This window comes from Shewanella pealeana ATCC 700345, assembly GCF_000018285.1.
GTDB lineage: Bacteria > Pseudomonadota > Gammaproteobacteria > Enterobacterales > Shewanellaceae > Shewanella > Shewanella pealeana.
Genome location: NC_009901.1, coordinates 1,714,661 through 1,739,150 on the forward strand (window position 1 = coordinate 1,714,661; position 24,490 = coordinate 1,739,150).

At 43.7% G+C, this 24,490-nt stretch carries 17 protein-coding genes; 7 read left to right on the forward strand and 10 right to left on the reverse strand.

What is annotated here, in order from left to right; translation table 11 throughout:
• From SPEA_RS07380 to SPEA_RS07395, 4 genes are all read left to right on the forward strand, one after another.
• Positions 1–768, forward strand: a complete 768-nt coding sequence (locus tag SPEA_RS07380) for a glycosyltransferase family 2 protein (protein WP_012154664.1) — start codon at positions 1–3, stop codon at positions 766–768.
• A 57-nt stretch (positions 769–825) separates the two neighbouring features.
• Entirely contained in the window at positions 826–1,989 is a 1,164-nt protein-coding gene (locus SPEA_RS07385; RefSeq protein WP_012154665.1) for a DegT/DnrJ/EryC1/StrS family aminotransferase, read from the forward strand.
• Positions 1,982–2,578, forward strand: coding sequence for a sugar transferase (locus tag SPEA_RS07390; RefSeq protein WP_012154666.1), 597 nt, complete (start codon positions 1,982–1,984; stop codon positions 2,576–2,578). The genes SPEA_RS07385 and SPEA_RS07390 overlap by 8 nt, the downstream gene beginning before the upstream one ends.
• Positions 2,579–3,732: 1,154 nt before the next feature.
• Complete coding sequence (locus SPEA_RS07395; RefSeq protein WP_012154667.1) at positions 3,733–5,676, forward strand: polysaccharide biosynthesis protein; 1,944 nt, start codon at positions 3,733–3,735, stop codon at positions 5,674–5,676.
• 568 nt (positions 5,677–6,244) lie between these two features.
• Here the strand turns inward: SPEA_RS07395 and SPEA_RS07400 are convergent.
• The gene (locus SPEA_RS07400) at positions 6,245–7,753 is read right to left on the reverse strand and encodes an MBL fold metallo-hydrolase RNA specificity domain-containing protein (RefSeq protein ID WP_012154668.1); all 1,509 of its coding nucleotides are present in this window, start codon (positions 7,751–7,753) and stop codon (positions 6,245–6,247) included.
• 452 nt (positions 7,754–8,205) lie between these two features.
• Between SPEA_RS07400 and SPEA_RS07405 the strand changes: the two genes are divergently transcribed.
• From SPEA_RS07405 to rfbC, 3 genes are all read left to right on the forward strand, one after another.
• Complete coding sequence (locus tag SPEA_RS07405) at positions 8,206–9,372, forward strand: nucleotide sugar dehydrogenase (protein WP_012154669.1); 1,167 nt, start codon at positions 8,206–8,208, stop codon at positions 9,370–9,372.
• 357 nt (positions 9,373–9,729) lie between these two features.
• Complete coding sequence (locus SPEA_RS07410) at positions 9,730–10,740, forward strand: NAD-dependent epimerase (RefSeq protein ID WP_012154670.1); 1,011 nt, start codon at positions 9,730–9,732, stop codon at positions 10,738–10,740.
• Between the two features lie 280 nt (positions 10,741–11,020).
• Positions 11,021–11,587: a dTDP-4-dehydrorhamnose 3,5-epimerase gene (gene rfbC, locus SPEA_RS07415; protein ID WP_041410878.1), complete on the forward strand. Its 567-nt coding sequence runs from the start codon at positions 11,021–11,023 to the stop codon at positions 11,585–11,587.
• Positions 11,588–11,876: 289 nt separating this feature from the next.
• On the opposite strand, the gene SPEA_RS07420 is transcribed toward rfbC, so the two are convergent.
• From SPEA_RS07420 to SPEA_RS07460, 9 genes are all read right to left on the reverse strand, one after another.
• The gene (locus tag SPEA_RS07420; RefSeq protein ID WP_223296579.1) at positions 11,877–13,133 is read right to left on the reverse strand and encodes a CDP-glycerol glycerophosphotransferase family protein; all 1,257 of its coding nucleotides are present in this window, start codon (positions 13,131–13,133) and stop codon (positions 11,877–11,879) included.
• On the reverse strand, positions 13,130–13,585 hold the full coding sequence (tagD, locus tag SPEA_RS07425) for a glycerol-3-phosphate cytidylyltransferase (protein WP_012154673.1): 456 nt from the start codon (positions 13,583–13,585) through the stop codon (positions 13,130–13,132). The genes SPEA_RS07420 and tagD overlap by 4 nt, the downstream gene beginning before the upstream one ends.
• Before the next feature lie 69 nt (positions 13,586–13,654).
• Positions 13,655–15,082 carry a sugar phosphate nucleotidyltransferase gene (locus SPEA_RS07430; protein WP_012154674.1) on the reverse strand — a complete coding sequence of 476 codons (1,428 nt, stop codon included), beginning with the start codon at positions 15,080–15,082 and terminating at the stop codon, positions 13,655–13,657.
• Between the two features lie 10 nt (positions 15,083–15,092).
• Complete coding sequence (locus SPEA_RS07435; RefSeq protein ID WP_012154675.1) at positions 15,093–17,264, reverse strand: WecB/TagA/CpsF family glycosyltransferase; 2,172 nt, start codon at positions 17,262–17,264, stop codon at positions 15,093–15,095.
• A gap of 252 nt (positions 17,265–17,516) precedes the next feature.
• A complete protein-coding gene (locus SPEA_RS07440; RefSeq protein WP_012154676.1) occupies positions 17,517–18,590 on the reverse strand; it encodes a glycosyltransferase family 2 protein in 1,074 nt (357 codons plus the stop codon).
• Complete coding sequence (locus SPEA_RS07445) at positions 18,580–19,947, reverse strand: oligosaccharide flippase family protein (protein ID WP_012154677.1); 1,368 nt, start codon at positions 19,945–19,947, stop codon at positions 18,580–18,582. The genes SPEA_RS07440 and SPEA_RS07445 overlap by 11 nt, the downstream gene beginning before the upstream one ends.
• A 593-nt stretch (positions 19,948–20,540) precedes the next feature.
• A complete protein-coding gene (locus SPEA_RS07450) occupies positions 20,541–21,788 on the reverse strand; it encodes an O-antigen ligase family protein (protein ID WP_012154678.1) in 1,248 nt (415 codons plus the stop codon).
• Positions 21,746–23,152, reverse strand: a complete 1,407-nt coding sequence (locus SPEA_RS07455) for a GumC domain-containing protein (RefSeq protein ID WP_012154679.1) — start codon at positions 23,150–23,152, stop codon at positions 21,746–21,748. The genes SPEA_RS07450 and SPEA_RS07455 overlap by 43 nt, the downstream gene beginning before the upstream one ends.
• A gap of 27 nt (positions 23,153–23,179) precedes the next feature.
• A complete protein-coding gene (locus tag SPEA_RS07460) occupies positions 23,180–24,487 on the reverse strand; it encodes a polysaccharide biosynthesis/export family protein (RefSeq protein WP_012154680.1) in 1,308 nt (435 codons plus the stop codon).
• Between the last annotated feature and the right edge of the window lie 3 nt (positions 24,488–24,490).

Sequence of the window (24,490 nt, forward strand, 5' to 3'; positions counted from 1 at the left end):
ATGAGTGATCCTAATAGTCCTTTAATCAGCATAGTTATGCCTTTATTTAACGTCGAAAAATATGTTGAGGAATCAATAGATAGTGTTGTAAATCAATCGTATTCTAATTGGGAGTTGTTGTTGGTTGACGACTGCTCAACAGATGATACGTGTAAAATTATTGAGAGTAAATTCTCTACAGATAGTCGGATTAAACTATTTCATAATGAGATGAATTCTGGTGCTGGTGTTTCACGTAATGTCGGCCTAGCTAATTCAAGTGGTATATATATTGCTTTTTTAGATTCTGATGATCTCTGGTGTGATAATAAGCTAAAACTTCAGGTCAGTTTTATGCTTAATAATAAGGCTGCTATATCCCATACTAGTTACAGTTTCATTAATGAGTTAGGCATAGATATTCCTGGGCGAGTTACAGCATCAAAAGTGTTGGATTTAGATTCTTATATGCGAACAACCGAAATTGGCATGTCAACTTCCCTAATTTGTAGAACAACTGTCGGTGATTTTACTTTTGACTCTATGCGTACAAGGCAAGATACAAAGCTTTGGTTAACATTGTTAGGTCGAGGTTTTGTTTCGAAGGGATTGAATGAACAGTTAGTAAAATATAGAGCTAGAGATGGGCAGATTAGTAAAAATAAGCTTGCTGCTGCTCGAACGACACTAAAGGTATACCTTTCAGTTAAAGAGATTTCAGTAGCAAGGCGTCTTTTGAATTTTTCATATTATTGTATTAATGCTACATTGAAAAGGATAAAAAGATAAACTTTATATTCTTTATTTATTTTTCATTCATTTATATAAATATTTTTTAGGATCGGTATGTCTAATAATTTTCTTCCTTTTGCATTACCTGAAATTGGTAATGAAGAAATAGCTGAAGTGGTAGATTCATTAAAAAGTGGTTGGGTAACTACTGGGCCAAAGACAAAGCGTTTTGAATTAGAGTTTGTAGACTTTCTTGGTGATTCTAGTTTAGAAGCGATTGCGGTTAATTCCGCGACTTCTGGATTACATTTAGCCCTAGAAGCGTTTGGTGTAGGGGAAGGTGATGAAGTTATTGTTCCTACTTATACATTTACTGCAACAGCCGAAATTGTCCGTTATTTAGGTGCAACACCTATTATGGTTGATGTTGATCCTCATACGTTTAACATGACGCATGAATCTTTTGCGAACGCCATTTCTGAGAGAACAAAGGCTGTTATTCCTGTGCATTTTGCGGGTTTGTCGTGTGATATGGATTCAATACTGTCTGTAGCTAAGGCTAATAATATTTATGTTGTTGAAGATGCTGCACATGCGCTGCCAACTAAATATAAAGGTAAGTTAATAGGTACTTTAGAAAGTGATGTAACAGTTTTTAGCTTCTATGCAAATAAAACTATGACTACTGGTGAAGGCGGTATGGTTGTCACTCGTAATCGTGAGATAGCTAAACGCTGTAAAATCATGAGATTACACGGGATAAGTAGAGATGCCTTTGACCGGTATACTTCAACTAAGCCTGCATGGGCGTATGAAGTTATTGCACCCGGTTATAAATATAATATGCCAGATATTTCAGCTGCGATTGGTATTCACCAATTAGTTAAGTTGCCTGCTTTTCAAAAGAAGCGGGAAGCAATGGCTGAATATTATAACGAAGAGTTACAAAACTTACCTATCACTTTGCCTTCTTTACCGAAGGAGAGAGATACTCATGCATGGCATTTGTATCCAATTAAACTTGATACAACGTTAGCAATATCAAGAGAGGTTTTCATAGAAAAAATGGCTGATTTAGGTATTGGGTGTTCAGTTCACTTTATACCTCTGCATTTGCATCCATATTGGAGAGATACGTATAAGCTTTGCCCAGAAATGTATCCTATTGCACAAGATATTTATGAGAGAGAAGTATCATTACCTTTGTATACAAAGATGGTAGAGTCTGATTTGAAAAGAGTTGTTGATGCAGTTAAGAAGGTATTATTAGGTGATTAAACGGACTTTTGATTTTCTTCTATCTGGTGTCGGGTTATTATTTTTATCGCCTTTATTTTTAATCGTTGCTATATGGATTAAAGTTGACTCTCCTGGGCCTATTTTTTTTAGACAGAGTAGGGTTGGTTTATTCGGAAGGGATTTTCTAATTCATAAGTTCAGAACAATGAGGGTTGATTCTGAATCATCTGGGCGTTTAACAGTTGGTAAAGATAGTCGAATCACACGTTCAGGCCATTTTCTCAGGAAATCTAAAATTGACGAGTTACCACAATTGATAGATGTTCTGCTAGGCACAATGAGTTTGGTTGGGCCTAGGCCTGAAGTTAGGGAGTTTATTGATTGTTATCCAGATGATGTTAAAGAAAAAGTTCTCTCTGTTAGGCCTGGTATTACAGATAGAGCTTCTATAGAGATGGTCGATGAAAATGAGATTTTGTCAAAGTATGAAGATCCCAGACAAGCTTATATAGAGCATATATTACCAATTAAACAGAATTATTATATTGAATATGTAAAAAATAATACGTTACTTCTGGATGTTACTCTTATTTTTCAAACTTTGTTGAAAATTATTGGGAAGAGGTAATTGTATTTGTAGCTAAATATGGTCTTTTGTGAAGACGTCGTGTTTTTCGGCGTTTTCACCGTTGGCTGTCATTTATCGCTTTTAAACGTATCTAAAATTTTATCCCCCGTATTCCTTAAAACCTAGGCTATGCACTTATTGTTAGATAACCCCTTAATTTTACATTAGCGAATCAAAAGTATTAACTACTTGAAGGCACATATACGTTGAAAAGTAATCGTTTGTTACTGTGGCCTAGCATTTGGCTCAAATTCCGAGATGTATAAAGTAGATTTTCATGGAAATCAATCTGTGAACGTTCGTGATGTGTGTTCCATATGGACGGCGATGTTTAAGCCCTTCCTTTTTAAGCACGGGCACGATAGCTTTCTACTAATAAAAATGGGTTTATAACGATATACCTTATGAGCCGGAAAGTATGAAGTTTGAATGAGCAAGTTTTTCCTCTTTAAACCGTTTAAATGCCTTAAACACTGAATCACACATATTAAGTTCGTAGCGTTGCTCTTCCTAAATACTATGGTTTTTTTGCATCACATGTTTCACCTTTTACCCTGTTTAACAATTATGGCTGAGTTGATGATTAAATCAATACGTTGTCATTCTAATTCATGCACTTAACAACTTCTCATTCCAGTCATGGGTTGTGACTCTGCTTTTTCACTCTTTGAATGAGCGGTATCAGCTTAATGAATAATCAAACCTGTATTCTTCGGCTGCAAGACTCACTATTACGACCAAAGTACATTATTGGTTCACCGATTGGGTTGTTGCCTAGTGCCATACTTTTCTCTTCCTCCATTCACCCCTGGCGAAAAAATCAACTTGAGCGAAGGTCACCTTGTTGACTAACATTTTGCTAAACTTTAGGAGTAAGTATCTATTAAGTGTATTACGCACTGTATCACGGTAACTATTTTTTCATTTTGCTTTTTCTTGAAAAATTAGTGAAATTTTTCTGGCCCATATACTTGAATTTAGCTATCTTTTTTAGCTTATGGATTCATATTTAAAACTTGTTATCTTGAAAGTTAGTAAGATTAGTAGCAGCATATCTCCATCGATATATGTTATTCTCTTTCGCGTTATATAATCATTTTTTAGTCTTGTAGTAGTCATATCATATGAAGCCTTCTTGCCAAATGGAGCAAAAAATGGACTTTTTGCAGTGCTTGTTTTCATTAAAACGAGTGGAAAAACGAATAGTTAGCGTATTAATTGACTCGTTATTTTTATTGATAGCGTTTTGGGGAGCAGTTCTTGTCCGTGTTGATGATATCAGTACGCTGACGAATGGCTCATATTGGTTACTTATTGCAAGTGTGGTGCCGCTTAGTATTCTAGGTTTTGCAAAACTGGGGCTATATCGTGCTGTGTTGCGTTATATGGGGTTGCAAGCACTGAGCGCTATTTTATTGGGCGTAGTCGTATCTACGGTCAGTTTAGTATTGGCCGCTTATTATTTCGATTCACAACTTCCTAGAACCGTACCGGTTATTTACTCTGCATTTGCACTGGTTTTTATTGGTGGCACGCGTACGATGGTGCGCGCTTTTGTTGGCACGGGAATGAAGCGCATCGGTGAGCCAGTGATTATATATGGTGCAGGAGTGAGTGGTCGCCAACTGGTAACGGCGTTAGTACAAAGCCACGAATATTATCCGTTTGCCTTTGTCGACGACGATAAGTCATTGCATGGCACTGTCATTCAAGGTGTACACGTGCATTCACCATCGATTATGCGTAAGCTCATAAGAGAAAAGCAGGCGACCAAGGTGCTGCTAGCACTGCCTAGCGCGTCGCGTTCGCGCCGCAAAGAGATTTTATTATCATTAGAACAACTCGCTGTGCAGGTACTCACCTTACCGGCCATGGCCGATCTAGTTAGTGGTAATAAGCTTTATAGTGATATTAAAGAAGTCGAGATTGATGATCTTCTCGGTCGCGACAGTGTTAGACCTCGTGATGATTTAATGACTGCTAATATCAAAAATAAAGTGGTGATGGTGACAGGCGCGGGTGGGTCTATAGGTTCGGAGTTATGTCGACAGATTATTAAGCAATCGCCAAGGAAACTGGTGTTATTTGAGCTGTCTGAGTTTGGATTATATTCAATAGAGCGTGAGCTATCAGCTTTGGCTTCAGGGCTTGGGCTAGATGTTGAAATCTACCCAATGTTGGGTTCTGTACAGAGAAAGAACCGTATAAAGGCTGTTATGGAAGCGTTTGAGGTGCAAACTGTTTACCATGCGGCTGCTTATAAACACGTGCCGTTAGTTGAACATAACGTAGTAGAAGGTGTGCGTAACAATGTGTTTGGTACGCTTTATACCGCACAAGCTGCAATAGCGGCAAAAGTGGAAACATTTGTACTTATTTCTACTGATAAAGCCGTTCGCCCAACCAATGTAATGGGCACGACTAAACGCCTAGCAGAGCTCGCGTTGCAAGCATTAGCGAACGAATCGCATTCAACACGTTTTTGTATGGTGCGTTTTGGTAATGTGCTTGGCTCATCGGGTTCTGTAGTGCCATTGTTTAGAAAGCAGATTGCAGCTGGCGGTCCTGTTACGGTAACGCATCCTGAGATCACCCGCTTTTTCATGACGATCCCGGAAGCGTCTCAATTGGTGATTCAAGCTGGAGCGATGGGCAAAGGCGGAGATGTGTTTGTTTTGGACATGGGCAGTTCAGTTAAAATTGTCGATCTTGCCGCAAAAATGATCCGTTTAAGTGGCTTTGATGTTAAGGATGATATTAATCCTGAAGGTGATATTAGCATCGAATATAGTGGCCTTCGTCCAGGCGAAAAGCTTTATGAAGAGCTGTTAATTGGCGATGACGTGACCGGTACGAATCACGAACGCATTATGACTGCCAATGAATTATGTTTACCTTGGCATGAGCTTGAAGTTATCCTTAAGCGACTCGATGCAGCTTGTCATGAGTTCCAGCATGAAGCGATCAGGGAGATCTTACTGAGTGCTCCTACCGGTTTTAATCCTACTGATGGCATATGTGATTTAGTGTGGCAACAACGTGAAAGTGAGCCTCAGCAGAGTATTAAAGAGGAAAATGTGCTTTCTATTGTTTCTTAAATCAATTGATATATTCTGACAAAGCCAGCTCATACAGCTGGCTTTGTTGTTTTTAGGCGAAATTATTTGATCGTTGAGGCCTACTTATGGATGCTTTGTTGACGGTTGGGAACTGGTAAAAGCTAAGACTGTACAGGCTAAGTAGGATAAGCCGGAACGACCTGCGACCTTACAGATAACGGAACGTTCGCAAGCTCACTTACAGAGCGCTTTGCTGACGGTTAAGGCAAAGAAGATCCTAGGCCCTAGGAAAGGCAGGTTCTAGGTACAAGCTAAGACGGTAAAGCTAACAGAAGCTAAATAAGCAGAGACGGAAAAGCGTCTTAATCATTGTAGGTCGGCATTTATGCCGTCAATTCCTTTGTTTTTGATTTCCTAGTAGACTGAAGGACGTCCTCGGAGCGAAGCGTCCTAGAACCTTATTTTAAAGTAGGTCGGCATTAATGGCGTCAGCTTGTTATCGTTTAGAGTGTTCTCGAATCATGTGTTTAATTTAATTCCCAACGGTCTTTCTCCGTGTAGCGCAGCGCATCGCTCCGTGCCCTCTGTGGTGAATAGCTTTATAGCTCTAGCTTGTTCCTATTTCAATCTCTGTGTTAGGTAAGAGTTGGCGGTATTTATCCGCTAACGTTTGTTTTGCCTCGGTGTCGCCGTGAACGATGCGGATATGTTTTGGTTTATGTTTGATGCCTTCGACAAAATCAATCAGATCTTGTTGATCTGCATGGGCGGAATAGCCACTGATGGTGTGAATTCCTGCTTTGATATCGATTTTATCCCCTTCAATATATACATAACCTCCGCGTGGTCCGTATTCTTGAATATCTCGTCCGATAGTTCCAGTTGCTTGGTATCCCACAAATAGCACATCTGCAGTCGGTTCAGATAGAAATCGCTGTAGATAGTTGACGATTCGCCCGCCTGTGCACATCCCGCTTGCTGCAATTACAACAGTTGGCTTTTGTCTGCTGGCTAGGTAGTTGATTACCGCTAGGTGATCTTGGTGGCTATCTATGGTGTAAAGCTGACTAAAGTCGAGCGGATGGCGTTGCTCCGCTAGTACTGCTTTGGCTTCTGTGTCCCACAAGTGTTTATAATCTATATATTGCTCGGTAAAATTGGCTGCCATAGGGGAGTCGACAATGATGTCTATACTCTGCCACATCGGGTTTTGTTGTTGGCTAAAGATAATTTGCTCTAATTCATACAGTAACTCTTGGGTTCGGCCAATGCTAAAGGCCGGAATAAGAACAACACCGTTGTCGTTTACTGCTCTCTCTATCACTTGGCGTAAGCTTTCGGCTCTGTGCTCACGATTATGGTGATTTTTATCACCATAGGTCGACTCTATTACTAATGTGTCGGCGCGCAATGGGCTTTTAGGGCTTGGCAATAGCGGGGTGTTAGTTGCGCCTAAGTCACCAGAAAATACAACCATATGGCTGTCTTTTTTCTTGTCTGCATCACAGTCATGACTGTTGTCGCTGTGAATACCAGTGTTCTGGTGAGTGCTTTTATGAGTATTATTGCGAGTATAGTTGTGAGTACAGTTGTGAGTTAGCGATGCGTCACTTAGTTCTATTTCAACATAGGCCGAGCCTAGAATATGTCCTGCTACGTTAAACCTAGCTTTGGCGTGTTGGTAGCCGCAGTCGCTATTATTCACCTCTAAATTAAACCACTTTTGGTAATCAATAGGCTTAATTATCTGCTGTAAGCGTTTTAGATATAAACTGATTAAACGCTGATTTCTGGTGACGCCGACCTTAAGCGCATCTTTGATGACCAACGGGAGTAATGCTGCTGTTGCCGTTGTTGCGTAAATAGGGCCATTAAAGCCTGCGGCAAGTAGATATGGGACCCTGCCAACGTGATCAATATGGCAGTGGGTAACAATTAACGCTGTAATATGGCTTAAGTCAAATTCTATCTTAAGTTGGTCTACGGCGTTTCTACCAGCTGTTTCTGCTCCTTGAAACAGGCCGCAATCGATTAGAATGCTGGATTGTGGATTGATATCTAACTGATGGCATGAGCCTGTTACTCCATTAACAGCACCATGATGGATAATTTGCATGTACGACTTCCTTATCGTTGTTATTAATTGTAGTGACTAGAACGTCGCTCCGTCACGGCTAGAGCGTCGCTATGCTCCTGCTAGACTCTATATGAGCTTAAAGCAAGAAGGCTCTAGGTTAAAGCAAAGCCGATAAAATCCGTTAAAGGGAAGACGGTGTAAGCCAAGACGGAAAACGAAACGGCCTGTGGCCTTACGGTATGCTGGCTCACTTACGGAGCGCTGCGCTGGCGGTGAAAGGCTGAGAAGGTTACAGGCCGAGAAATAAGGAGGCAAAGAAGTGGGGGCTATGATGCTTTGTTCTTTGCTTTTCCTAGCAGGCCGAAGGCCGTCCTCGAAGCGAAGCGTCCTAGGATCTCGTTTCTTCATCGCGGTAAAAATGTGAGCCCAAAACAAGACATTTTCCTAGTTGAGTGGTATTTTACGCGGATATATTTTTTTAAGGTTTAAAGATGAAAATTGCTATAGCAGGGACAGGCTATGTTGGTCTGTCAAACGCGGTATTGTTAGCACAAAAGAACACCGTAATGGCTGTTGATATTGTTGCTGAAAAAGTGGAGATGATTAACCTAGGTCAATCACCTATAGCAGATGTAGAGATAGAAGATTACCTACAAAATCATAAGCTAAATTTAACTGCAACGCTTGATAAGCAATTAGCCTATCAAGATGCAGATTATGTGGTTATTGCCACACCGACAGATTACGACACTGAATCAAATTATTTTAATACATCGTCGGTTGAAGCCGTTATTCAAGATGTGTTAGCTATTAATCCAAATGCAGTTATGGTGATTAAGTCGACTGTACCAGTCGGTTATACGGAGTCGGTGAAACAAAAGTTCGATACTCAAAATATTATTTTCTCACCTGAGTTTTTACGGGAAGGCCGAGCGCTTTACGATAACTTGCATCCATCGCGTATTATCATTGGTGAGCGCTCTGATCGCGCTGAAGTGTTTGCTAACTTACTTGCAAGTGCGGCGATTAAAGAAAATATCGATATTCTTTTTACTGACTCGACCGAAGCCGAAGCGGTTAAGCTTTTTTCGAATACCTACCTTGCAATGCGAGTCGCCTACTTTAATGAGTTAGACAGTTATGCCGAGTCTCACGGTTTGGATTCACGCCAAATTATTGAAGGCGTTGGTCTAGACCCTCGTATTGGTAGCCATTATAACAATCCATCATTTGGCTATGGTGGCTATTGCCTACCAAAAGACACTAAACAGCTTCGTGCAAACTATGCGGACGTACCGAATAGTCTTATTAGCGCGATTGTTGATGCTAACTCTACCCGTAAAGATTTTATTGCAGATTCTATTATTAATAAGCAACCGAAAGTTGTTGGTATCTACCGTTTAATCATGAAGTCGGGTTCAGATAACTTCCGTGCATCTTCTATTCAGGGCATTATGAAGCGCATTAAAGCTAAGGGTATTGAGGTTGTAGTATTTGAGCCCGTACTTAACGAGCCTGAGTTCTTTAACTCTCGAGTGATGCAAGATCTGAATGAATTTAAACAGATCTCAGATGTCATAGTATCAAACCGTATGGTTGACGAGCTGGCCGATGTCGCGGCTAAAGTTTATACCCGCGACTTGTTTGGTTCGGATTAATAACAAGCTAAGAAGGTCCTAGGTTCTAGGAAAGCAGGTTCTAGGAAAAGGCTAAGATGGTACAAGCTAAGAAGAGCGCTGCGCTTCTAGGACGTGACAGAGTCACTGCGAGAGCGTCGCATGGCTCCTTCTAGGTCCTAGGAAAAGCAGGTTCTAAGAAAGCAAAGTGATAAAATCCAAACAAACTGAGATGGTTAAAAGCCGAGCAAGCCAAGGCGGAACGGCCTGCAGCCTTATGGAAAAGCGTTTTAGTCATTGTTGGTCGGCATTTATGTTGTCGTTTCTTTTGATTTTGTTTTCCTAGCAGGCCAGAAGCCTTCCTAGAATCTAGGGTCTTCTTTAACAAAAGAGAATTTTATGAAGTATTTAGTCACAGGTGCGGCAGGTTTTATTGGCGCAAAAGTGAGTGAGCGCTTATGTGCTGCTGGTCATGAAGTGGTTGGTATCGACAATATTAACGACTATTACGATGTTAACTTAAAACTGGACCGCCTTAAAAATTTGGAGCCTCTGGCTCTTTTTTCATTTAAAAAATTAGACTTAGCAGATAGAGAGGGCATTGCCGCACTATTTGCTGAGCAAAGTTTTGATCGAGTGATTCATTTAGCCGCTCAAGCCGGAGTTCGTTATTCTATTGATAACCCAATGGCCTATGCCGACAGTAACTTGGTCGGGCATTTGACTATATTAGAAGGCTGTCGCCACCATAAGATTCAGCATTTAGTCTACGCTTCATCTAGCTCTGTTTATGGCCTTAACTCTAAAATGCCATTCTCAACTGATGATAGTGTGGATCATCCTATCTCTCTATATGCGGCGACTAAGAAAGCCAATGAGCTGATGTCACATACCTATTCTCATCTTTATAGTGTGCCAACGACTGGCTTGCGTTTCTTTACTGTTTACGGCCCTTGGAGCCGACCAGATATGGCACTGCTCAAGTTCACCAATAAGATAGTAAAAGGTGAGGCCATTGATGTTTATAACCACGGTAATTTGAGCCGAGATTTTACCTATATCGATGATATCGTTGAAGGCATCATTCGTATTCAAGATAGTATTCCAAGTGCTAATGCAGAATGGAATGCGGCTGAGGCAACACCAGCAACAAGCTCTGCACCGTATCGCGTATTTAACATAGGTAACGGCAGTCCGGTTAAGCTGATGGATTATATCTCTGCACTTGAGAAATCATTGGGGATTGAAGCCATTAAAAACATGATGGACATGCAACCAGGTGACGTGCATTCAACATGGGCTGATACTGAAGACTTGTTTAAGACTGTTGGTTACAAGCCACAAACTAGCGTCGAAGAAGGCGTACAAAAGTTTGTTGAATGGTATAAAGAATATTACATGAAAGGCTGAGAAGCCCCTAGGTTAAAGCAAAGACGGTATAAGCTAAGACGGACAAGCTGAATTACGGTATACGGAACGTTCGCAGGCTCACTCACGGAACGCTGCGCTGACGGTTAAAAGCAGGAAAGAGCTGCAAGGTTGAAGGCAACGCTGTTTTGCTTTTGATTTCCTCGGAGCGGAGCGTCCTAGGTCCTAGAACCTTGTTTATTCAGTGAGCTAGCGAACGCTCCGTAGTCTGTAAGCGAAGCGTTCGTCTTCGCTTTCTTTAACCTTATTTTAAAAGAACATGATGAAACTCATACCTACTTCTATTCCTGATGTGTTGCTGTTTGAGCCGCAAGTATTTGGTGATGCTCGTGGTTTTTTTATGGAAACCTTTCGTCAATCAGAGTTTGAGGCGCTGTTTGCTGAAGTGGGCATGGTTTGCCCGAGCTTTGTGCAAGAGAATATGAGTCGTTCGGCTAAAAATGTACTACGTGGGCTGCATTATCAAACGCTGCAACCGCAAGGTAAATTGATCCGAGTTACTGCAGGTAGCATTTTCGATGTTGCCGTCGACCTTCGTAAAGGTTCTAAAACCTATGGCCAGTGGTTTGGGCAAACCTTATCTGCTGAAAATAGGCTGCAATTGTATATTCCTCCGGGGTTCGCCCACGGCTTTTTAACCTTAAGCGATCATGCTGACATTATCTATAAATGCACCGATTACTATGCACCCGAGCATGAAAGAACCATTGCGTGGAATGATCCTCAATTAAACATCCAATGGCCGATAGGCGAGGGCGTGAAGCCGATTTTGTCGGAAAAAGATGGGAAAGCTGAGAAGGTCCTAGGTTCTAGGGAAAGCAGGTCCTAGGTTAAAGCAAAGACGTTACAAGCTAAGACGGAAAAGCGGAGCGGCCTGCGGCCTACAGAACGCTACGCTGACGGTTAAAGCATAGAAGGTCCTAGATCCTAGGAAAGGCAGGTCCTAGGTAAGAGCAAAGACGGTTAAGAGCAGAAAAGCTAAGCGAAAGCTGAAGGTGGCGCTTTTTGGCTTTTGATTTCCTAGCAGGACGTAGTCCGTCCTCGAAGCGGAGCGTCCTAGGTCCTAGAACCTTGTTTATTCAATGAGCTTGCGAACGTCCTAGAACCTAGGATCTTGTTTATTCAGTCCTAGGACCTATCTTCTCCTCTAAAGCTTCAAATGCATTTGGTGTCTCTCTGCCCCAAAAAAGCTCGCTTACGTTTCGATAACCTTCTTGGTAGTCTTTTTGCTGCTTAGCGATTGTCTCTGGCATTAGCTGCGTTAATAACTCATCAAAATATGTGCACTTTGGCGCTATATCTGGCAGCTTTGCAGCGTAGTCGTACATGTCGCGGCAATCTTGTTGGTAATGCGCCTCATCAAAACGATAGAAGCATATCGGTGTGTTTAGCGGTAGTGCATCAATAAATAATGACGAGTAATCGGTGATGAGTAGGTCAACCTGTTGTAAGAAGCCATATACATCTTCTAACTGTGAAATATTAATGATATTGGCGTACTCAGTTAGCTCATCTGCCAAGCTTGCTTCATTCGGATGTAGCCGCAATAGAAACAGTTGGTTATTGGCCACTAAGTGATTCGATAACTGTTGCCAGTCAAAAGCACTGTTGTATGGATTCCCTTGTTTATGGCTATCTCTCCACGAGGGAACATATAAAATGATGCTCGGTTGAGGCGCTTGCTTGGAGGCGTCATTGCCATTTTGCTGCATGCTATCAAATTTGTTTGAGGTAAAAATCTTATCGAGCGGTTGGCGCTTACTTGTGTAGAGCGCGTAGTAATCTGTTCTTGGGTTCGTGGCTCGTATAAGTTGTGTTTTATCAAGCTTAAATGCGCTACTAAACAGAGAGTCGATAAGCGCACTTGGGCTTAGCATTAAATCTGGTGTGATGCGTTGCTGGTGGGCAAATAGCCATTGCTTACATGTCTCCAACTTTCCCTTAGGGTTAAACACTTGCGCCATGGGGCCTGTGTTTATGTCGAATTCAATTTTCTTCATCGGCAGTCCATGCCATAGGTTTACTTTGGTTGAACCATTGGCGAGCCACTGGTTAATATCCCCAATATAGCTGTTATAGAAATAATACTTAGCGGTTAGGGCATGATAAATCCCTCTCAGTGACCAGCGGTAGTACACCTCTAGATTTTTACTCTGTAGCTGCTTGATCACCTGCGGGTTGCCAGTTATCCAGATACAACGGATAAATTGTGTCTGTTGCCAGTGTAGATACAAGTATTTACTGTTATCGCAAAAGCCTTCTTTATAACTGCCACACAGTGCCTTGTTTGCGCTGCGAGGGGAGAGGGCTGCAAGCATATAAATCAGCTTCCTGATAATGGCCTTTGTCCAGTCAATAGCAGAATGCTTCATCATTTATTTATCTTCTTTGCCGGTGCTGAATTGCTAGCAGAGCTGCCACTTTTATTTCCGACTTGTTTAGGCTGGGCTAAGTTATTCTTTATCTCGGTGGTTGAGATCTCGCCGGTTCTATCTAAATACACCACTTCACATAGCACCGATAGTTCATCAAATTCGCCTTTCCAGTCATCTCCCATGCCAAAGATGCTCACGTCATACTTGCAGATATCTTTTGCTTTCTGGTTCCAGTGGGTTTCAGGCACGACCATATCGACATATTGGCAGGCTTCAACAATCTCTGCGCGCTGGAAGTAGCTAAAAAATGCGGCTTTTCCTTTCAAGGCGTTAAATTCATCGGTTGAAACCGCAACTATCAGTTTGTCGCCCAGTGCTTTTAAACGCTTAAACAAACGCACATGGCCATAGTGGAAAAGATCGAAGGTGCCGTAGGTGATAATTGTTTTCATAATGACTCTCCACTTACTAATGACTCTGTGCTATCGAATCGGATGGATCTTGTTAAGGTATGGTCGTTCCTAGTTTTTTGTCGCTTCGGAAGTTGCTTGTGGCTCTGGTGGTGAATAGCTAAATGATTGCTTGATGAGTTTCCAGCGCTGACTCTTTTGCTTATTCAGCATGAACTCAGTTTCGACTAGCTGTCTTTCCTCCTCAAGAACGACATCGCGGCGGAGCTGCAACGGCCCATATAGTCCGAATTCGTTATCGTTAAAGCCCTGGTCTTGCTTTAAAAAAGGAGTACGGCCAAATAAGTGCAACCTCCCCAACACCACAAGATAGAGTTGTGGCAATCTGCTAAGAAAGAGTGAGTTGAGGTTCCAGCGCCAGCAGGCAAAATTTGTGTTATTCAGGGTAATGATATCTTTTATAAATGTTTTTTTATTCGAGCTTGCAAGGCTGGCAACTAATAGAACCGGGGAGATTAAAATCCCTAAGATAAACAGCAAAAAAGCACAGAGTTTATCGAGCAGCTTGACCTTGCGATTAGCAGCCTTGTTGTGATTTTTTGCTATGATACTGTCATCGTTTAGTCTTATAGCACCGCCAGTACTCGGCGTGAGTAGCATGTTATTGCAGATAATGGCATTACTCACATTAAGGCCTTGGCCTACATAAGAGTCATCCAGAATAATGCAGTTTTTGAGGCTAGATCTAGCATCGATTAAGCAGTTTTTACCCACAATAACACTTTGCTGCATGTTAACGCTTTCATCTATCCAAGTGTTGTCGCCTATGATCCCCCAGGCATTTTGCATCCGCAGTTGACCGGTTTTTGTTTGGGCACCAACATAGAAGCCATTTGCTTCATCGGCGCTGCTGCAGAAACGCCCTTTGGGCTCGGCTCCTATCACTTTTCTCAGCGCCATCGCTTGATTGGCTCGCATATATTCATCAAGGGTGGTTAGCATAAAGCAATCGCCATGCAGTACTTGAGTAACGATGTTGTGTTTGTTACCTGTATGCTCGGCGTCATTGCACAGAGGCCAGTTAAGCTCCTCTGTGTAGGAGACCGCAGCGGGTAGCATCATCAAGCCTGCATTTTGCTCATCTAACTTTGCAATGACAAAGCTTTGGCTCATCTGCTGACTAAACTGCACAAAATTTTTGATGCAAGGACTCCTCAACATGTCTCCTCGGGCAAGTAAAATCGACTCGGTTTTATCGAGTGCGAGCCTTGGAATGATCTTTGAAATATCTTCCTGCTGCTTACTCAGAAAATACTCGACCTCTAATCCCCAACGCTCACCGTTACCGACTAATACTTTGATTTCGCTAACTTGTGTAGAAACAACTAGCTTGACTCGTTCTATTCCTGCCTCGGCAAGATCTTCTAATGTGTATTCGATAATGCTTTTATTACTAATAGGCAATAAAGCCGGGCAGTAATAGCTATCGAGTGGCGCCAGTTCTTTACCATCACGGTTTGCAAATATAATCGCTTGCATATCTCGCTCCTTAATACGCGCCACGGGCAAAAATAACTGCGGGGATTGTTTTCAGTAGCAGTAACAGATCGGCAGAAAATGACTGTTGGTAGATATAATCGATATCGAGTTCAACTTGCTGCTCAAACGGAATAGTTGAACGGCCTGAGACTTGCCAAATGCAGGTGATCCCAGGCTTTATCACTAAACGGTTTCTATGATGTAACTTGTACTGTTTAACCTCACTGACTAGCGCAGGACGTGGGCCGACTAACGACATGTCACCTTTTAATACATTCCATAACTGGGGCAGCTCATCGATAGAGGTTTTACGGATTAACCGTCCGACTAAAGTGATCCTAGGATCGTTCTTCATCTTAAAAATGACCCCTCCATGCATTTCATTACTGTGGTTTAATGTTGCCAGCCGCTGCTCAGCATCCTGGTACATGGAGCGAAATTTCCACATGGTAAACGAACGATTATTGAGGCCCGCTCTTGGTTGGCTGAATAAAGCAGCACCTTTAGACTCCAAGCGGATAAGCACTGCAATGCTTAACAGCAATGGTGATAACAAGATCAAAAGACAAGCCGAGATTATGATGTCGAGCAAGCGCTTGCAGCTGCGAGCGAAATGCCTATTGAGATTAAACATTGCGCGGCGAAGATTGGCTTGCCTAACGTCAAATTGAGGGACTTTTCGGTTTTTAAGCGTCGCTTTATTTAATTCGGTTTGAAGCTGCAGTTTTGTTAGGCTGTGATTATTGTTTGCTGTCGATGTTTGTGAGTTAACCAGTAACTTCTTTAGTTGACGGTTTTCACGCCAAACTCGATAGAGAAAGCTCGGGTTACCAATAATATAGCGTTTCCACATTCTTTTCGGCTCTTGCAGTAAACGGTAGCACCACTCAAAACCCATCTGTCTTAGCCACAACGGCGCACGTTTAATGCGCTTAGCATAAAAATCGAAGAGACCTCCCACCCCAATCCCGATAGAGCAGGTCAGATGTTGCTTATTGGCTTGTAGCCACAGCTCTTGTTTGGGCGCTCCCATGGCCACCAGTAAAATATCGGCATTAGACTGGTTGATTGTATCTATAACATCTTGGTTCTCTTCGTTAATTGATTCACTACTTGACTCGCTATCAAAATAACCATGATGGCAGCCTGCAATTTTGAGCTTTGGATACCGCTGTTGCATGTTGTCTGCAGCTGATTGGGCAATATCAGGGGCGCCGCCCAACATAAAGATAGACAGATTATTATTTGCAGCAAGCTGGCACAGGCGTGGAAACATATCGGTGCCATTGAGATTATCTTGCAGGGCTTTCTCTTTACTGATACAGGCTAAGCGCACTCCTATGCCATCGGCAAAAATGTGCTTGGTCTGCTTTAGGCACTGACGGTAAGACTCATTTTTAGTGCTGATGTTGAGGCAGTCGGCATTGATAAAGGCATACTGCTGCATAGGTTGTGCTCGATGCTGGCACTGTTGTAACACTTCGTCTAATAGTTGTTTCATGGTCCAGTTATCGAACGGGATGCCAAATACTGAGATCTTAGGTGTGTTTCTGCTTGGCTTATTAAAGGCGATGCGGGTGACGATATAGACAATTACAAGTCTTAGCAGAGCGAGCTGATAGCGGGCTAGGCTACGATGTGCTTTAGCGAGTGAGCTTGGTGCAGCCTCAAAACGCAGACCTGTAGCAGCATTCATCTGCTCGATAGAGGTCAAGCCAGGTTTTATACGATAGGCCTTTTTAGCTCTTGTATGAGCTCTTGTATGGGCTCTTGTATGAGTGTGCTTGCTGGTGGCCTTGTCGCTAATTTTAGGCAGTGCAAAAGTTTGCACTGTGCCTAAGATTGAAAGCTCTCCCTTTAATAGGCTGAGCAACACAGGTAGTTTTTTAAACCAGCCCGAATAGGACAACTGTTTTAAGCCTATTACCTGCTCATCGAGACCGTGAATATACACAGTTTCAAATGCACGGGGTTGGCTCAAAGCGCTTCTAAGATATGCATATAAGAATAAGGGGGATGTAAGCGATAGCATTAACAAGGCGCTGATAAAGTCGAAGCAGCGAATGCTGAAACATGAATAACCATAATGAGTGGCTTGTGGCTTAGGCTCTTTATTAGAGATGGTATTCGACTCTACTCTCGACCGGCCATTTGACTCTGTATTCAAGTTGGTATTTTTCATTATAGAGTCCTTATTAATAGTGAAGCTGTATTGTGCAAACCCTTAATACTTATTGTTAACTAAGCATATAGCAGGCCAATATTGATAACCCTTGTTATTCAAATGGTTAGTTTTATTTTGGTGAGATAACTTACTTTGTTTTCAGTCGTGCTAGAGGCCATTTGCATCTTGCAAGGCAGGCTGCAAATGGCTTGGAGGAAGGATTTGAACTGTTTCTTGAGGTGTGCCGAGCTTATTTTAAGAGTGCAGGATTTACTTTAAGAGTGCAGGGCTGACTCCATCTCTATTTATTTTAGCGGCCTGAATACGCCCGAGTAAAAGCTGTGCCAGCTCCTCAAAAACCTTATAGAGGCTAAGTGGTAGCAGTTTTAGTAAATAAGCCGCCGCCATGGTGGCCAAGGTGCGCCCGGTTTCAGCCTGAATGATCTCTGGGGCGGTTTTTAGAGCTAGATGCAGGTACTTAACCGCTTCTTTGCCGTCTTTATTTCGAATGGCTTGTCTTGCAATATACCTAAGCTGGTAAGCCCTCGCTCTCGCTTCATGTTGTGCTAGCAATTCAGGTGCATAGCCTTTTGCCTTGTTAATCATATTCTCCCAAGAGGCATACTGTTTTTTTAGATCTGCAGACAACCCTTGGGCATTTAATCGATAGAAGGTGAGCGGAGCGGGGATCCCCTCGATTTTCCAGTGGGTGGTAGTGACTATTCTTAACCAACACTCGATATCTTCCGACTGGCGAAAGTTTTCATCGAAATAACAACTATGGGGGTGGCTCTTGTTTAACGCCTTAAACCGAATATCTGATAGGGTTTCTCGGCGAATGACAGGGGCGGAACCATTACCTACCGGATTACGACACAGCAGGTCGCTTGCCTTGATATTAGTGAGCCGAGGCATTTGGTATAGATGAATTTTTTGTCCCTGAAAGTTCATAAACAAGGAGCGGCAAAAGCTAATGCCGACTTCGGGAGCTTGGTCGAGGTGGGTGACATGGTGCATTAGCTTTTCTCTGTGCCACATATCATCAGAATCGATAAATGCCACATACTGACCGATGGCATGACGAATGCCTGTATTTCGCGCAGCCGCTAGACCTTGGTTTTGCTTATGCTCAATTATCTTGATCCTAGGGTCGCTGAATTTTTTGCAGATTGCTAAGCTGTTATCCGGTGAGCAATCGTTAATTAACAACAGTTCAAAGTGTTTAAAGCTCTGGGTGAGAACCGAGATAATCGCATCTTCAACAAAGGCTTCGACATTATAGATAGGCATCACCACCGAAACCTTTGTGGTTGCGACTTTCTTATAGGTTAAATTAGCAGTCATAGTGTGCCTCCGAGCGACAATGAGGAGCGTCTGTAGTGGTTTGAGTCAGCTTTAAGTAGAGTGTGAAACTGGGCATAACAAAAAGGTGTGACAATAAGATCCCTAGGGCGACGGCCTGTAGCCCCCAGCTGCTAGAGATAGCGATTGTGACTGCCAAAATGAAAGTGAATACACTGTTATACAACAGGTTAAATTGGCTTCTACCGGCACTAATAAGATATTGACTGGCTGCTTCTCCTAGTGGCCTCACGAGGCCGCTTAGGCAAAGCAAGATAAACACTGGCAGTGCGCCAGCATCTAACCATTTCTGACCGTACACCCAAGGGACATAGAGTGGTGCGAGTGCTGCTTGCAGGCTAATTACGGGTACTGTCAGTAACATGATGAACTTAAGTGACTTAAAGTATTTTTGCTCTAATGTAAGCAGTGTGGGTTCAGCATCTTTATCTTTTTGACAAAGATAGGAATAAAGCGCGGTGCCATAACTTTGTACTAGCCCTAAACTAATGCCTAAACTGGCGTTGAAGGCAAAGAAGTACACTCCTAGGGCTTCTATCCCAAGAAAATAGCCCACCAAGATGTAATCAATATTTTGCCTTAGAGCGATAGCCAAGTCACCTAGGCCAACTTGTATGCCAAACTTAAGTATTGTTTTGGATTTTGCTGGCAACAGAGGAAGTGGCTGCCATCGCTGTTCTTGGGACGGGGGTAAGGAATTTGCGCTCGATGAGGCCTCAGGCAAGGGATTGTGGTATCTATGAACCCCAATCCATATAAATACCACAATGACTTTGGGCAAAATAATCGCCCAAATCCCAAACCCGAGTAAAGCGAAGCAGCCCGTTAGCAGTGCATCAAATACCGTCTGCCATAGTACGGCCCTACCAACGACTCGCATTCGGTTTAAGCGCAGATTGAGTGCGGCATAGAGCATGCCAAAAGGCAGCAGTAAATAGCTTGTTGCCATGAGTATCATAGGAAGAATTAGCTGCAAGTCATCGTAGTAGATTGCAAGCGGCCAGCTGAGTAAGCTCATGGCAACGAAGGCGGTGATAGCGGCTAACCAGTTAACTCGATTGGCCGCAGTAAGAGATTGTTTAACTTGGTTGTCATCCATTTTAATCAGTGCCGCGCTAGAGATGCGACGCGTTGGGGTGCAGATGATCTCAAAACAGGTGAGTATGATGGCAACCTGACCAAAGACTTCGGGTGTCAGTAAGCGCGCAATAATAATGCTAGAGCCTAGGCGAACGATGCGGCCAAGCACTTGAGCCGAACCTAGCCAAAATAGGCCTTTGGCTAGCACGCCGTTTAAGGCTGTGGATAAAGAGTCTCGGTATGACACATAGCTTTGCATAGGAGTACCTGTTTAAGAGGCCGCTGCGAATCACATCTATTTGAGTGATGACATCACCAGTCATTGGTTATTAGTGACGAGTTATAAGGTTAAATACAGGGATCATGCCAACCTGTAGCAATAAAACGCATAAGGTTAAAGTTGCTGATTTTAAATAGGTTTTTTATAAAGGCTGACGGTACAGTATCTTTGAACCTCGATAAAAACAGTGCATTTGCATATTGCGAATCAGAATGAAAAGCAGGTTAAAGGCTGAAAAGGGCGCTGCGCTTTGAGGTTCTAGGACCTAGGAAAAGCTGAGACGATATGAGCAAAGACGGTAAAGCTAACAGAACCGAAATAAGCTGAGACGGAAAAGCGGAACGGCCTGCGGCCTTACGGATAACGGAACGTTCGCAAGCTCATTCACAGAACGCTGCGCTGACGGGAAAAGCTGGGAAAAGCAAAGACGAATAAGCAAAAGCTGTTGCTTTTTGGCTTTTGATTTTTCTAGCAGGACGTAGTCCGTCCTCGGAGCGAAGCGTCCTAGGCCCTAGAACCTTTGCTTATTCTGTGAGCCTGCGAAGCGTCCTAGAACCTAGAAGCATAGCGCCCTATAACCTAGCCCCTTCTTTTAAAGCCACACCAACAACGACGAGCCCTGGCCAGAAAAGGTAGGCGAGGATCTCGAGGTTTTCACCGAAGGTATACATGAAGAGTTGGAGGATCACCGCAACCGCTACAGCACTGAGGGCTGAGCTAAAGAGGGTCTTAAGTAATACAAGCAGGCTTACAAGTAACGGGATCGCTAGGGCGATAGCGCCCACCACTCCCTTTACAAACAGTAGCCCATACCAAGTGTGATGCGAACCTATCGGCATATATTCTACTAAGTGCGGACCGCGCTCTACAATGCCATGCCCCCACACCACAGCCTCATTGGCCCAGCGTTCTAGGGCAATATTCGCCAGTTCTTGGCGTACACGGGTTGAGCCTGCTCGGGCAGCTTTAAAGGCTTGCACGCTTTGCTGCATTTTGTCGATGACATACATTCCTGAAATCCCAAGCAGTATAAATAGAGGAGTCGCTGCGAAGTAAATCCATGGGGATCTACACCAGCGGATAAACATAAAAAAGCCTGCTAGCAGCAGGTAGCACACTAAGGCCAGGCGCGACTGCGACAGTAAGATCATGCAGAAACTGCCTGCAATACCATAAAACTTAAATTGTTTAGATTTTTCTTGGATGGCAAAAGTAAAGAACAGATTGCCAAGCATTCCCAGAGCAGGTGCCCACGGGGTGAATAGTCGCCATCTTGGCAGACCACTCGCAGGATCGATTTCATAGAGACTGACGCTGAAAAACTCGGGGCCCGGGCCGCCAATGATACTCAATGGCGAGGTGTATAGAGTGCTGGGAAGACGAATAGCCCAAGCGAGTATGAAGACGGGTAACAAGATAAGTGTATGTTTACAGACGATACAGCAGGCGCGGTAAATAAGCTCTGGCCGGATCTGTAGGCTGCCGAGTAATGGGAATATTGCTAATAGTGCCCAGCCTTTCGCCCAGCCAATACTCGACTTGATGAGTTTGGCTACGCCTAAATCGTGTGTTAGGTGGCCTATCACCAGTGTGAGTAGCATGACTGCCATCGCCACTAGCCAGCAGGTTTGTGTATTGCTGACGGTATAACGCTGCTTATCCAGCAGGACTCGCTTCACCATCCGCAGGAGTAATATCCATGCGATGACGGGGGCGACTAAATACATGGCGCCTAAAAGCCAAAACAGATAGGTACCAGTGATAGCGCGCCAGATGATTAACTCGTCAGAATTTTCTGGAGTATAGGTTTGCGGATCCATAGCATTCCCATTCCTGCAACCAGTGAAATTGAAGCGGCAATACCGCCGACAATGGCTAGCAGGGTGCGTAGATTGTCGGACTCTTCCGGCAATGTAGGCGCAGCCATTAGCTGTAGCAGCGGATAGGCTGCATAGATGTCGGCCTTTCCTATGTCCATTTTTGCCAGTGCGGAAGTAAATACCGCAGTCGCGACTTGATGCTCTCGCTGCAGGCCTTCGAGTTTAGCTGCATCGTCATTGCTGTCATTGAACCTATGATCCCAATCGTGGATCTGCTCGGACAGGGCATCAATTCGATGCCTAAGCCCCTCGGCTTTGGTGTTGAGTGACAGTAATTCCTGCATGAGTTGAGCGCGACCATCTAAGTCATCTGCCGATAACATCAACATCAGACGTTTATTGTTATAACCGAGCAGTACCTTGCAGCGGCGGCTCAGTGCATTGAGTACCGATTTTTGCTCATCTTGCAGGGTGACCACTTTGGGGTGGCGCTTGCCAAAACGACTGCGGTATTCGGCTAAGGTGGCTGTTACATTGGTATAGCTGATCAGCAGTTGCTGGAATAGCTGATCATTTTTGAGCGTCAACAATCCCGCTGCCTGTTTTGGCGTTAGGCTTAAATGGATCTCGAGCATCTTTTGGCTGGCTTTCACACCTTGTAGCTCAGAGACTAAATTGACCTTGTTATGTCTCAGTCTCTCCATGGTCAAGGCGAGCTCTTTAAACTGATCGAGTGACACAAGGCCGTGTATCGATTGAAATTCGAGTAATTTCTGTTGGGTTAAACTGACTTTATTAGCAAAAGTAGCCATGCCAACGCGAATAGCATCTTCACGTTGCTCAATTTCATCACGACGTAACTGTGCCAGTAATGCTTGTAAGCTGTGATAATGGGCCCACGCTTTTTGCTGTGCAGCCTTGGCTGTTGTTGCCTTGATACTAAACTGCATCAGTCCCGTTTGATTAGGCATCTTCAACTTTGGCGTGCCAAACTCGCTTGCCTTTAGGTGTAGTGTCTTAGCGGCGGCATTGATAAGGGTCTTGCTCATTGAAATTGACTTGTAGTTAACTCTTGGATCGATTGCGCTACTGGCGTAGGGGGAGGTGGTTGAGCTATTGGCTTGCCCCACACTGTCTAGACTGACTAAGGCTCCAGCCCCAGCTCCTGGAAGTATTAGAGTCCAATTACTGAGGTAGCGGTCTGGACTTAAGGTTGTAAATAACAAGACCAGAAACCAGATCAGCAGTAATAGCAGCGATGTGACAACCAGATAGGCATGCTTTCTCTTTTTTGCTGATAGCTGACTGCCATTTACAATGTAGTGCTTTAGCCATAGAAGAGGTCTGTAGGAGTGTTTAGTCATTGTCGGCCTCCTATAAGCATTTTTGTTTTACAGCAACTCAAGAAGAGTCGCTGGAACAAGCACCTCAGTAATGGTGCGTGCGATTTCTCGGATATTGGTGACACGAGAGTCGTAACAAGCGATGCCATCTCCAGGCATTAATATTGGGTTCATGCCTGTTTCCCAAGAATGTCTGATCAAACTATCCATTGAGCGTTCAACCACATCGACTTGAGCGGTTAATGGATTCTTGGTGATCAGTAGCAAGTAGCGACTGGCATTAGTAGACTGCGCGCCGCCGACACAGTTTGCGGCTATAGCACCGCTTAACAGGCGAGTACCGTAAGGAAAGCGAGTTGCGTCGGTGTCAACGGCAGATTGGGCGTTACTCGAAGCGGGTTGGGTCAAGTTCGATATGAACACCCGAATACCCGGTGCGGTAATTTGCGATGGCCGAGCGAGGGCGTCATCGAAGTAATCGTGTTGCGGTACGTGGATATGATCCCCTGACATTAATGTTATTCGTGGTACTGGGTAGCCGTGGATCACACCGGATAAATCGAGAGTAAAACTATGTTGACCTCTTATCACCGTAATGGCCGATATATCCGCATCGGGACGCACTCCGCCAGATGCTCTTAGCGCCGCCTCGATAGTACGTTGATCTGCCTGATCGCCGCTGTGGTCACCGTCATCGTCGATGATCTCAATGTCTGATTTTTTATTGATCTGATGTTGCCCCGGCTCAAATACTCCACCAGATACCGTGATTTCGACCGGTGCCCACTTTAATGGAGTAATGCTCAGGCGGGCGCTGTTTTTAAGCATAAACTCCTCATCGACTAGGTATTGCTCAATTGTGTTTGTTAACTGGGAAATATTTAAGCCTTTTGCATGGATAGGCTCTAAGTAGGGGAGATAGATATAGCCGTCATTGTTAACTTCAACATCACCGCTGAACTCTTCTCCGTTAAACACTCGGATCTTGAGCTTATCACCCACGGATAAACGAATATGTTGCGGTTGGTGTAGTGGCTGCTGCGCTTGCCCGGCGTACATCAACCAAGTGTTTCCCATAAGATTAGTTGGGGCTTGAGGGGCAATATTCATCGCCTGAGCAGATTTATTGCTGCGCATATAAGGCGTATCGCGATCATAGAAGTGGCACTGAGTCATGTTGTCATCACTGTTGCCAGCACAGATTACCGCTTTTTCAGGACGATGCGGGGTGACGCAAGCCGTTAGCAGCAATAAAGACAGACAGATGCTCATCACAAGGGCAAAAGCCTTGTAGGCTTTACCTGCTTGGCAGTGCATCTTTTGAGTTGTGAACAGTATGCCGTGAATATGACCCATAGT